9 protein-coding genes and 1 pseudogene are annotated in these 11,636 nt (G+C 48.5%); 3 read left to right on the forward strand and 7 right to left on the reverse strand.

Annotated features, from left to right (window positions below; translation table 11 throughout):
• Window positions 1-138 precede the first annotated feature (138 nt).
• Window positions 139-987, forward strand: a complete 849-nt coding sequence (locus ACIOU6_RS13655; RefSeq protein ID WP_401136983.1) for a hypothetical protein — start codon at window positions 139-141, stop codon at window positions 985-987.
• Window positions 988-1,575: 588 nt separating this feature from the next.
• Here the strand turns inward: ACIOU6_RS13655 and ACIOU6_RS13660 are convergent.
• A complete protein-coding gene (locus ACIOU6_RS13660; protein WP_401136986.1) occupies window positions 1,576-2,403 on the reverse strand; it encodes a hypothetical protein in 828 nt (275 codons plus the stop codon).
• Between the two features lie 315 nt (window positions 2,404-2,718).
• Window positions 2,719-2,868, reverse strand: coding sequence for a hypothetical protein (locus ACIOU6_RS13665; RefSeq protein WP_017337080.1), 150 nt, complete (start codon window positions 2,866-2,868; stop codon window positions 2,719-2,721).
• Between the two features lie 226 nt (window positions 2,869-3,094).
• On the opposite strand from ACIOU6_RS13665, the gene ACIOU6_RS13670 reads away from it, so the two are divergent.
• Entirely contained in the window at window positions 3,095-3,349 is a 255-nt protein-coding gene (locus tag ACIOU6_RS13670; protein ID WP_017337081.1) for a hypothetical protein, read from the forward strand.
• Window positions 3,350-3,421: 72 nt separating this feature from the next.
• Window positions 3,422-4,540, forward strand: coding sequence for a reverse transcriptase family protein (locus ACIOU6_RS13675; protein ID WP_401136990.1), 1,119 nt, complete (start codon window positions 3,422-3,424; stop codon window positions 4,538-4,540).
• A gap of 273 nt (window positions 4,541-4,813) precedes the next feature.
• Here the strand turns inward: ACIOU6_RS13675 and ACIOU6_RS13680 are convergent, their stop codons facing one another.
• From ACIOU6_RS13680 to ACIOU6_RS13700, 5 genes and pseudogenes are all read right to left on the reverse strand, one after another.
• Window positions 4,814-5,257: a hypothetical protein gene (locus ACIOU6_RS13680; protein WP_017337083.1), complete on the reverse strand. Its 444-nt coding sequence runs from the start codon at window positions 5,255-5,257 to the stop codon at window positions 4,814-4,816.
• 25 nt (window positions 5,258-5,282) lie between these two features.
• Window positions 5,283-7,283, reverse strand: coding sequence for a hypothetical protein (locus tag ACIOU6_RS13685; protein WP_017337084.1), 2,001 nt, complete (start codon window positions 7,281-7,283; stop codon window positions 5,283-5,285).
• On the reverse strand, window positions 7,280-9,172 hold the full coding sequence (locus tag ACIOU6_RS13690) for a hypothetical protein (RefSeq protein ID WP_031318517.1): 1,893 nt from the start codon (window positions 9,170-9,172) through the stop codon (window positions 7,280-7,282). The genes ACIOU6_RS13685 and ACIOU6_RS13690 overlap by 4 nt, the downstream gene beginning before the upstream one ends.
• On the reverse strand, window positions 9,138-10,589 hold the full coding sequence (locus ACIOU6_RS13695; protein WP_017337087.1) for a site-specific integrase: 1,452 nt from the start codon (window positions 10,587-10,589) through the stop codon (window positions 9,138-9,140). Before ACIOU6_RS13695 ends, ACIOU6_RS13690 begins: the two co-directional genes overlap by 35 nt.
• A 77-nt stretch (window positions 10,590-10,666) precedes the next feature.
• Window positions 10,667-11,368, reverse strand: a pseudogene (locus ACIOU6_RS13700) (mechanosensitive ion channel domain-containing protein); the annotation flags it as partial.
• Window positions 11,369-11,636: the final 268 nt, after the last annotated feature.

Genomic DNA, 11,636 nt, shown 5'->3' on the forward strand with positions numbered 1-11,636 from the left:
ACACGAATACGTCTTCTCGACGTATCCAGGGCTCATAAGTCGCCTCAAAGCTGGTAGTGTATTTCGCTCACTGTGAGTTATCTTAAGCGACTCCAGTTTTTTAAATGGAGGTATTTTTTGTGTTTCCTTGGGGGAGTAATGGATAAGAAGATTAATTATGAAACTCGGCTAACTTTGTTCGTTGATTTTTTGGGCTTTAAGGAAAAGATCGAAGAAACAGAAAGTGATAATAAATCTTTGCAGGAATTGGTTTATGTGATGACCGAGGTGGCAACCATAGCCAAAGAGGGCGACCCCAAGGAGTTTGAGGTTTCGCAGTTCTCGGATTGCCTGGTACTCTCCTATGGAGTGAAAGATTTTAATCTGATTTTTGACATTGTGAACAAGCTAAGCCACGTTGTGGTACGAGCAGCAGAGCTAGGGTATCTCATTCGCGGAGGCCTGACATTTGGGGATCTTCTCCATACCAAACAGCTTGTTTTAGGGCCTGCCATGAGCCGGGCATACCACCTCGAGTCCCAGGTCGCTAAGGTGCCTCGCGTCATTCTTGACCCTGTTGAATTCAATGACGTCCTATTTAATCCCACTCATGACACTATCAAAACCGTTAAAAAGTTTTTAAAGTGGGATAAGAAATGTAAGCTTTGGTACTTCGACTATATTTCAATTAATGTGGTCGTTGATGTTGTTGGGGGTGACCCCATGAAATATCCAAAATACTTGAAAACTTTGTCTGGGATGATTGAGAAGGGTTTAAAAAGCTCTCATCCGGGCGTTCTCGAAAAATACGTTTGGATGCACAAACGCTACAAAGCTGCTAGAAAACCACTTATTGGTCTGCCCGACGATCATCTTGATCGGCGAAAATTCCCAGGCTTTATCGAGGCCTTTGAAAAGCTTCCTAGTTTGAACAAGGCTGCCTCAGCGGCGGAGGATTTTGTTGCCAAAGCCAAGAAAAAATCAGCGCGGAACTGTAAAAAGGGATAAATCTAATCTTGCCAATTCCTTGAGTCAATTGACCTCAGGCGGTCGCTTGCAGGCGGCCTTTCGATTCCTAGTGATCACGAATGACTGGCCTTCCTGCAGGAGTTGCATGATCCGCTTGAAGCGCCGTATTGCCTGCGGTACGCAGATCACCTGCATTTAGACCTCTTCGTCCCAGTGCACCAACATCTTGATCTCGAGTGATCGCTGATGTATTGCAATCTCACGTTCACCGGCCCGTTACGCGCCTATCGGATATTACCGCTTCGAATGTGGCCGCTGACATGCTGTAGCGTCAACCGCTCAGGGAAGAAGTACATCGCCTGGGTGTGGCACCGATACACCTCGGGCATATGCTGCTGTAGGTACACGGCAAGCGAGTCTTCGGTCACCTCAAAGTTTTAGACGCGCCAGTAGGCCTCGATGAGATCTCTGTTCCGGCGAAGATATTAACGCCATAACCACCCAGGGTTCGGTATCTAGTATTGAAACTTGAACAGGGAAGGACAGACCAGCCAGTGAAAGCGGATTTACGGAGCCTGGATATGCTGAAAGACATAATGGTCAGCGGTGAGGCCGGCCACCACTTCATCAATCTCGGAGGTTGTGCTCAATATCGTCGAAGAAGTTCGGGCCTAGCTCGTACTCCAGAGAACCAAATCGCGCTAGGAGGTCTGCTCTCACCTTACCCTCGGCTACAGGTTCAAGATTGATCCAGTAGCTGTATACGAGCCCCTCATCCGATTCATTAATCGTGACCTCCGCATCGGACAGAAGCTCTGCGTCTTCTACAGATATGTCCAACTCGCACGCCAAGGCTTGGGCCATGGTTATGCGGTTGCCGCGTTCAGCTTCTTTAACCTGGGCCCAGTGCTCCCATTCAGACCTACGGTCGCGATCAGCATCAGACTCACTGCTGGAGATGACCACGCCTTCCTCAGCAAGCAGCCATATACCATCACGGCGTAGCAATTCGACCGTGGCTTTAAGATAGAACGCTGCACCGTGATACATCCTCTCTTGGTCTTGCTGCCCCTGATACGTAAGGGAGAGCCCCAACGTCAGCTTTCCGGTTGTATCGCTGTAGGCCGTGGTTTCCACTTCAAGAACATTAATCGTGAATCCGCTCGCATTGGTATCCGCAATCGCACCGGAGAGCTGATCCTCCAACTCTAGATCCAGGTCGGCGTAGACATCATCCTCATGGATCGCTTGGGAAAAGTCTTTGATCCCAAAAACGGCCAACATCAGACGCGGATCCTTGGGGTTCCGTTGGGCGACGACAGAAAACTCATGGTAATCAGCGAAGCCCGCTTTTTGGACATGGGTTTCTTGAGCAACAGAAAGCTTCAGGCCCTGATCACGAGCAAGCTGTTTAGCTTGGGATTTGAAGATGTTTAGCGGGGAAAAATCAGACATGGCAAAGGTTCCTAAATCAACGACGCTTAGGTGTCCGATTGCCTGTTCACCGGGCAGCGTCTGGTTAGGGACATGCCGATGTAAAACTGAAGGGTGTCACAGATGGGCTATTGCTTCGCGAAACAGGCGCCAGGCGACCATCACCGCCTATTGGGATCATAGGTCAACGAGCCCAACTCGACAACTCGAAAGATGCTAAATTTCCTAGGTGGCGTTAATACGAGCGACACTTAAATTTTGACGCTTTATATAGTCAAAAATACGACTTAGACGAAAAACAACTCTTGCAAAAAATAACAGTTGTCGCCGGTTTGTTTATTCTGATAAATACTGCATCTGTTGGGTGCTACCACCCAAGTGCTCTTTAAATATGACTGAAATTTGGGCTTGCGGTTTTTGACCGGGAAACTGGTCGCCTTGGTGTTCGCCTTGGCTTTCTTCGCCGCGCAGGTTGGTGCTGCCCATCGCTCCTCAGTGCTTAGCGCCTAGGGCAATCCCAAAGGTGATCCAAGGGTTTGTCTCTGATCGTTTGATGCGTTGAGGCGAAATGTGATGCGGCGGTAATGCGGCGGACGGCTTATCAAGGGACTTGATAAGCAGAACTGTGGTTTGTAGTGGCATCTTCAGCGTTCCTTTCGGCCCGGAATGCTTGGCGGCGGGGCAATTTCGCCTGTCGTTGGGAACATCAGTCATGGTTAATTTAAAGAACCTAGCGCGCCGCAAGGCGCGTCAGTCTATGCACAACAGTGAAGATGCTCGTGTCATCGAGACAGCTCCATCTCAAGAACCTAAAGCGGGTCGGATTGCGTGGGTAAAGGCGAAGGCAGTAACCCTGCTCAAGTGGATCGCACGTATTCGTCTATGCATCTGGTTATGGGAAAAGGCTGTTGAGGGCTGGGATTTTGTCGAGACAGTGGTGATTCCATTTATTGAGAACCTCCCATGACACAACAAACCACATCATTCGAATTCAGAGGGGCCGGTTCTTCGGGGCCGGCCCATCAACGGAAGCTTGGACATGGATGCTCCGTTCTATCCTCATAGCCCTATCCACAGCATCAGCGCCTTAGCACGTGCTCTCGGAGAGCCAGTCGAGAGGCTAATCGCACTTACTCATCGTAGCTCTCGCCTTTATCGATATGTCCCGCAAACAAAAAAAGACGGCATAACACCCAGACATACCTATGATGCTCATGAGCCTCTGAAGACGATCCAGCGCAAGATCGTGGATCGGATCCTCAGCAAGGTTGCGTTCCCTGGATACCTGCACGGCGGTATCAGAGATCCCAAGCTACCCCGCAGCATTTACTCGAACGCTCGGGTTCATACCGGCGCCAAGACAGTCATTCTTCAGGACATCGCTGATTTCTTCCCCTCAATTACAAACGAGCACATTCATCGCTTGTTCGTGGGTCTCTTCCGCTTCTCCGCAGATGTAGCCACTCTGCTTGCGGATCTAGTTACTCGTGAGGGCCAGGTTCCACAAGGGGCGAGTACAAGTAGCTACTTGGCCAACCTAGTGTTTTGGGATATCGAGCCGGCGCTCGTCACTCGCTTTAGAGCTCAGGGACTGGCGTATTCGCGCTTCGCAGATGACATTACTGTATCTAGCAAAACTCGTATTGATCAAGCTACCACCACCCAAGTTATTGCCTCTGTCACATGGATGCTCGGACAAAAAGGCTGCCTGCAGAAGCGAAGCAAGCTGCATGTTCGTAAGCGTGGGCAAGCATTGATTACTGGAGAGAAAGCCGAGGCCGTCACTGTGACCGGATTGGTGGTTAACGGGCCGATACCGGCGCTTCCCAAAAAAGCCCGGCTGGCTATCCGTTCTGCCGTAAAACAGCTGGAGGATCGCGTCAGAGGTAATTCAGGTCATCTATCCGCTGAGGATGATAAGGAAGTGCGTCGAGTGATGGGGCGCATAGGCAGGTTGATCGCTTGTGGGCATCCAGAGGGGCAGCGTCTAAAGGCTCGTATTCGAGTGTTGCTGACTCGGCCACCGCTCCTGGAGCGATATGCAGGCACCGAGTCTCAGCGACAGATGGTTAGGGAAGTCTCCGCAGATCTGAGCTTAATTCCGGCCAGCAAATTGCAAATTGAGCTGCCGGTGGATCTGCCGTGGGAAGCGGGCTAGCAAAAGCCGCGCAGCCAGGATGAGAGTGAAGGATTGGAAGTGGCTGCTGTACGCCTAGTCACTGGTCTGCTGCCGCCTGCTGCACACTATCTCTGAGTCCTCAAGCGCTTGAAGGGCAGGCATCTTCCAACAATTGCAAGGATAGCGCTGTGGCGGCTCGATTCGATTTCCCCAGGTAGCGCTTGAGGGCTTGCTTGATTTTGACGGTGGTAAAGCCGGGACGGATCTTGGCTTTGAGTGCTCCGGGGGAGTAACTTCAAGTACCTTGCCCCATTATTCTTTCTCTTTAGAATCAGTCAGAGGCCTAACATGGGGCCTTATCGGTACGACTTTGCCTTTTCGTAGTTCTTGGTTGGCGTCATCCCAAGCAATTATTAACATGAGTTCCCGTGCTAACGCTGCCTCATATTTAGATTTGTAATCATCAGCAACTGCTTTTGCCTTGCTGGCTTTGATTTTGGCATGCTGAACTTGTGAGGCGCCCGGTTTTACCAGCTTTTTTTGTTGCTCGGCTCGGGTTAAAATCTCTTCGATTAGTGGCTTATATACGTCTCGGCTCTTCTTAATGCTTCCTGGGCTTTTGCCAGCCTCAATAGCTACAGCGTTCAAGGTGATTTTAGTATCCTTGTCTACAATGTCGGGTGAGCCGTCGATAATGCGATTGAGGGCGTCGTAATAAGGCTTAAGGGTGGTCGTAAAGTTTTCTGTAGTAGACATGCTCGCTCCATACTTAACAAAAAAATTATTTTGATTTGGCTATAAGCCTGTCGCGAAGCTCAGTAAAATCTTTAAAATTTTGCATTTCAGCTTTGTACTCCATGCTGTCGGAGTCAAGCTCTGAAATATCAAACTTCATGATTTCTAATGTGGCATCTAGGACAGATTGTTTCCCGATTAGGTGGCGGCATCCAGGGCACGTGAAAAAATTACCATGAGCACGCTTATCACAGGGCACGGGCGAGGCGCAACCACCTAGTGGGATCTCGGTGTAGGCCGCTAGGCCTTTAGCTGCTAGTTGCACCGTCTCAGCTACGGCGCGATCTACCCAAACGGAACTTGAGCGCTGGCCTGAGATATCCATACCTTTGAGGCCTAGCAGTTTTTCTGAGGTTCTTAGTGCTTCACGAATATACATGGCACCGTCAGCTTCGGATTTTGCCCTCCTGAGCTCGGCTGCGAGCTCAGGATTGATAAGGTTGAAGTGGTAATTCTGAGCGGAGCATCCCCTAGTATAGTAGAGGCTCATCACCTTGGTCAGATGTCCCAATAACCTCTTTAACGAAGGTAAAGTGATGAGTCCTGTTTGCGCGCAAAATACTGCCATGGTGCGACGAAATTGATGAGAAGATATTATCCAAGGAGCTCCTATCTTGTATTTCGGATCGCTACGCCAGTTTCTCAGGGGGTCGACTGCTTCAAGTTCTTGAATGTCAGCCTCTGTAATGAGTATAGGGTCTAACCCAGCCTCCACTCCCATTCTTTTTACCAAGTAGTCCTTCGACGGTTTGGTATTTGCAACAGGGTGTACTGCTGCCGAAATTAAAAGGTGGTTATTGGGGGTTTTGAAATGCGGTGAGAGAAATCGGTTGATTTTGGTAAGAGTGTCGACCGGTTTTAGGATTGCATCTGTGGTAATCCATTTTGTCGGCTTCGATGTGCTATAGAGTTTTGTCGTGATGCCGGCGACGTAGAGTGCATCATTATTCCATCCCTTAACGCGTTCTAAGCAATCGGTGGTTAATCCTTTAACTTCGTGGTCGCGCATCAAGGTGTATAGGTGGATCAGGCTCTTGGCGCAGTGCGATACTTTAGTAATAAAGCCAAGAACGTTAATGATCGCCTTCCATTGATATTTTTCGCACAAGGTATCAAGATTGTATTCTTGAACAGCTTTCTTGAAATTGGTTGGATTATCTATATGCAGCGCTAAGTGTTCCGCCGTCGCTAGTTTTGAGGCTCTCGTATTTGGATTGGTGTGGATTTTATTGGATTTCCCATAGTACGGGTTTTCCGCTGCGCGATCTAACAAGGCGAATAAATTTTGGTGATGTTCTAAGAAATCATCTATGTGAGCGTGATATTGGCGATATTTGAATAGAAGGATCCTGCTGGGGATGATAGGGAATTGTTTGCCCTCAGTTCTAATGGCTTTTGCTGCTTTTTGCATGTATGGAAATATTGTTCCATTCAATGGGAATCCGCGTTCAAGGCTGTCAATGCTGTTCAAAGTTCGGACAAGCGCAACCAGCGCTTTATTCATGCTAGGAGTCAGTTCCTCTTGAAAATTTTTGAAAAGGTCAAACTCTTCGAAAATGCTTTCCAGCTTAAGATTGTGTAATACGCAATGGTCATTGATTTTAGCGAGCAGTTGATGCGTTGAGTGCATGGTGCTCAATCGTAGTGGTCGACCACTTTTCAGATTTTTTGAAAACATCTTGATAATGAAAAGCTTTTTGCAAGTCTCAACGTTATGGTTTTTGTGATCGCAAACGTTATAGAATGGCAGGAAGTTAAAATAGATATTGTCGCCCACATGGAAAGCAAAGGCGGGAAGAATCCACTCGTCGGATGATAGTCGTGACAGGATTTCACCGTTTTGCGTGCGGGAAACCACCGTGTTCGAATCGAGTCTAGCAAAGGACATTCCATAGAATACATCTGTGCCCAGAAAGCTGAGATCGGTAGGGAAAACAGAAAAACTATTAGAGTGGGCTCGACCCGAATTTTGAGTGTTGTCTGTCATTTGATCACCTTGAGTCGAAGTAAACGCCCGTAGAGGGACTCCCAGTAGGGAGACAGTTTGTATTCTAGCTCAACTTCATCCTGCACGCGTTCTATCAAAGGCTTCATGTCTGGCCTTAATTCTAAGAGCTCTGCCAGGATAGAGTCGATTTTTTCAATGGCTTTGCCATGTACCGCATTAAATTGCTTTATGTCCTCGCATGAAGACAATCTTTCTCTGGTTACGTATCGCATGCTGAGCAATTTGCGTACAGAGTCTTCATCAGCGTGCAATCGAAACTCATCGCAGAAAACACACCCAACAAAGTTTCGACAATCAGGCTGATAGTTCTCCGGCGTTTCCTCTACCTCAGAAGGAGGCTCCCCGGAACATCCTCCCCCTGGGGTAGGGAGTTTAAGTTCGCGCTCCAGAATGGTGATGACATAGCTTAATGTGGTGGATATCTCGTCTATTGCTTGCTTCTCTTCCGCTTGTGCATAATGTTTCAAAATGGTGTCACTGCTGTTCTGCATTACTGCAGAAACGGTGCTGATAGTATAGTTTTGGGATAGAAGGTAGACGGACTTGTACTTTCTCAAGCCTTGGAAGTTTAGCCCCTGATGTAAAGGGTCAAGGAAGCTGCGTACCTGAGAGTTAAAGCTGTGAATGGTGTTAGCTTTGATAGGGCGATTCGCCGTGTTGTTTTTCTTGTAATTTATAAATAAGTAGGTGGAAGTCTTCTTGCGACATAGAAAACCACGTAGCTTAAGAAATTTCGTAAATTGCTTATGAAATGTCTTTTTGATCTCAAACTGCTGCTCCATGTCGCCAGCCCGATACTTGATTACAACGAAGCCTGCATGCTCGCTAGGGGATGTTTCATAGCTTTCAGACCATAGAAGCCTTCTCAGCTGAGATTCGTTCATACCTGCGTTCGCAACAAACATGGAGATAAATGCATCTTGCGCCAGCCCAGCTAGCCACAGACGCTTGTGGTGATAAGCATCAGCATTTGCGTGTCGAAGAAGTTCTAGCGCCTGCTCCCGCTGGGGGATCAGCTGATGACGCGACTGGTTTGCTTTGACCATACACTGTTCGAGAGAGTTGACTTTCCCAGATCTGTAATCCCAAATGACGCTTTGGCCCACCTTCCAAGTTGATTCAATAATTGCCGGCGTCGTGATTGCATACTCGGCAGGTAACAGAAGTGCTTCGGTCTCCATGTATGGAATTCGATGGGGAAAAGGTTTTCCTTGAAGGACGAAATCGGAAAGACCGTCAAATAAGTATTGGCAGACCACTAAGTGTTCCGCCATGGCTTGCTCTGATGGTGTTTTCGTAGGATTTGAGGAGGAAACGGTAGCAGAGATGATTGGCAGGTCGTTTCGAAAATTGATGGTGGCTTCTGGATAAAAAAGCGAAGCGGTTTTCAATACTTGTGATTGGAGTCGATTCGCCGTGTATTCAGAGATTCCGTTTTCACGGCTCATTTCAATTGTCAAATGATAAGTGTAGCCATCAAGTGCACGCTTGTAAAAACTCGCACCCTCAAGAAAATCATTGTGTCCATTGCCATCAGTCCAATCACAAAACGCCACCAGTTCCACAGCATTTGTATAAAGAGTATAGGGACTGCCGCCAAGATAATATGCTGCGGCATACTCGAGACACCAATGTTGGATGTAAGGTTTGCGATGAGGCGCAATAGAATCAGCCTGGAGTGGCTTGGGTATTTTTCGGCTATCAAAATTTCGCTCGGTATAACAGAGCGCGCCGAGATCAATTCTACGATCATCGGTACATCGGAGTATGAGCCCTTCGATAGGTCGGGTCGTAACAACGGTGCGGAATTGGTCAAACGTGTGCTCGTGAAGTTTAATCTCGTAGGGGTGACGCTCTTGATTTATCATGCTTAGATATCTCCCTTCGGACGATAGCTTCCAGGTGTGCCTCAACCTCGGACTGAGCTTGAGCAAGGATCGGATGATCCTGTCTATACTTGATGTATCCTATTGTTACGTTCACGTCTTCATGATTCAGCCTGTTTTTTAGTTTGTCCAAGAGTTCTAATTGATTCATTTCGCCCTTGTCCCTCTTTTGCATATAGTCTTCGAGTAGGTTCATGCCGAAGGTGGCTCGTAGGTCGTGAAACTGGTATTTGAATGAAGTGTTGTTTTTCATGAGTTGCTCCTGAATTACCTTCGCGAATTGACGGATTGCCGATCCCTTTTCAGCGCTGAAGTCAAACAGCGATTGATCGATTTCAGCAACGTAGTATGGTTTGCCCGTCCTTGTGAGGAATACGTATTGGTCATCTTTGTTGGTTATTGGTGATTTTGCTGCTCGCTCTGTATGTCGTTGAGAGTGTATATAGGTGTTTAGCATGTGGTGAACCCATGCGGGCATTTCGACAACCTGGTTTTTACCACCTTTGGCTTCGGTCATTTGTCCGTCTCCTATAGTTATAGGGTGTAATGAGTATTTGAAAGGATCGTTGTCCGCTCCTATGCCACTAATTATGCAGTTGTGTCGAAGCGTCAGGATTGACTGAATTCTCATTCCGGTTGTAAGTCCCACGATGTGGGTGAGTAGCATTTCTGTATTCCCGAGTTGGATTAAGGCGTCGAGAAGGGACTGTTGGTTTTCGCGAGTAATAGGAAAGAGCTTTCCCCCATCACGAATGAAGCGGCCAGTCGATATGGATTCTTTGTTTTTGAAAGGCAAGTCAGTCGCCATCACTTCTTTCACCTGGATGACTCCATATACGTCTGTGTAACGACGGCGCTTAATTGTCGAAATCCACATTTCGGCTTCGGGCTTAAAGTTCCGGCACATTACTTTCCATGTGTAGAAACCAATCATGTTACCGATTTTGCGATTCGCTGTTTTCCGCTTAATTTGGCCCCGAGCGATCTCAAGTTTCAGCTCAGATTTGTAGTAATACGTTGGCCGTTCTGACTGGGGGCCCCGAAAGATGTCATAAGTTCTTTCACCGTCTGTCAGTTTGTTCATCATGTCTGAGAGGTCGCCGGCGGCATTCGAAGCGGTGGAATCTTTGATTCCCTTTACAGACCAGCACCAGAATAAGTAGAGGCAGCCTTCAAGCCAAAGACTCCCATCTGGTTGGACAATTACGTAGAGTCGTGGAGCGGACTGCGGCTGGAGGTGCATAGGCCTTATCGAATAGCCCTTGCGGTCGCCTGTGGTATTAGCTGGAAGCGCAAGCCATTCAGTTGAATCCTGGTCACTACAGGGCTCCCAAAGACGGACATTCTTCAGGATAACCTTGTGATAGTTGCCTTGGGAAACTCCGGCTGATTCAGTCATGGACAAGGCTCGATGAGGATGTCCGTCCATTTAAGGTCAGCTCACGGGATCCGTCAAATCGCAGGAGCTCACGCGTGGTTCTGCACCTTGACCGTGTGCAGGGTGATGTCGACCACGTCGCCATCGGCACCGACTTGTGGCATCTCGATCCAGTCGCCGACCCGCAGCATGTCGTTGCTGGTCAACTGCACGCTGGCGACGAACGACAGCAGCGTGTCCTTGTAGACCAACAGAATCACCGCCGACATCGCGCCCAGACCCGAGAGCAGCAACAGTGGTGAACGGTCGATCAGGGTGGCGACGATGATGATTGCGCCAAACACGTACAAGACCATTTTCGCCAGTTGCACATAGCCCTTGATCGAGCGAGTACGGGCGTGTTCGGTGCGTGCATAGATGTCGAGCAAGGCGTTGAGCAGGGCGGTGACCGACAGCAACAGGAACAGGATGGTGAACGCCAGCGCCACGTTGCCCAGAAAGGTCATGGCGGTGTCACTCAGTTCGGGCACCAGATGCAGGCCGAACTGGATGACCAGCGATGGTGTCATTTGCGCCAGACGCTGAAACACCTTGTTATGGCGAAAATCATTGATCCAGTGCAGCGAAGGCTGGCGGCCTAGCATACGGCTGGCGTGCAGGATCAGGTAGCGCGCCACTCGTCCGAGTACCAGCGCGATCACCAGCAACACTGCCAAAGCCAGGCCGGCCTGCAAGAGTGGATGCTGTTCCAGGGTGCCCCAGAGGTCCTGGGCGTTGAGCCAGAGCTGTTTGAAATCCATAAGAGAAACGATTCTTCTGTAAGACGCGATGGGCGATTAGAGCATTTAAGACGCTGTGTATTACCGTAAGAGACAAATCAGGCAACAAAAAACCACTGATTAGCACCGTTTGTATAAAGAAACTCGGCCTGAGCGCTCGAAACCGGTAACCTATGCAGCTGTTTTTTTGCATATCTTCGAGGTAGCACCCGTGTTTTGAGATTTGTAGATGGTCGTTTTGGTTATGATTGTATTGGACGTTGTTTATTTTGTTGTTCGAAGTATTTTT

The organism is Pseudomonas sp. NPDC087615 (genome assembly GCF_044743445.1).
GTDB lineage: Bacteria > Pseudomonadota > Gammaproteobacteria > Pseudomonadales > Pseudomonadaceae > Aquipseudomonas > Aquipseudomonas baetica_A.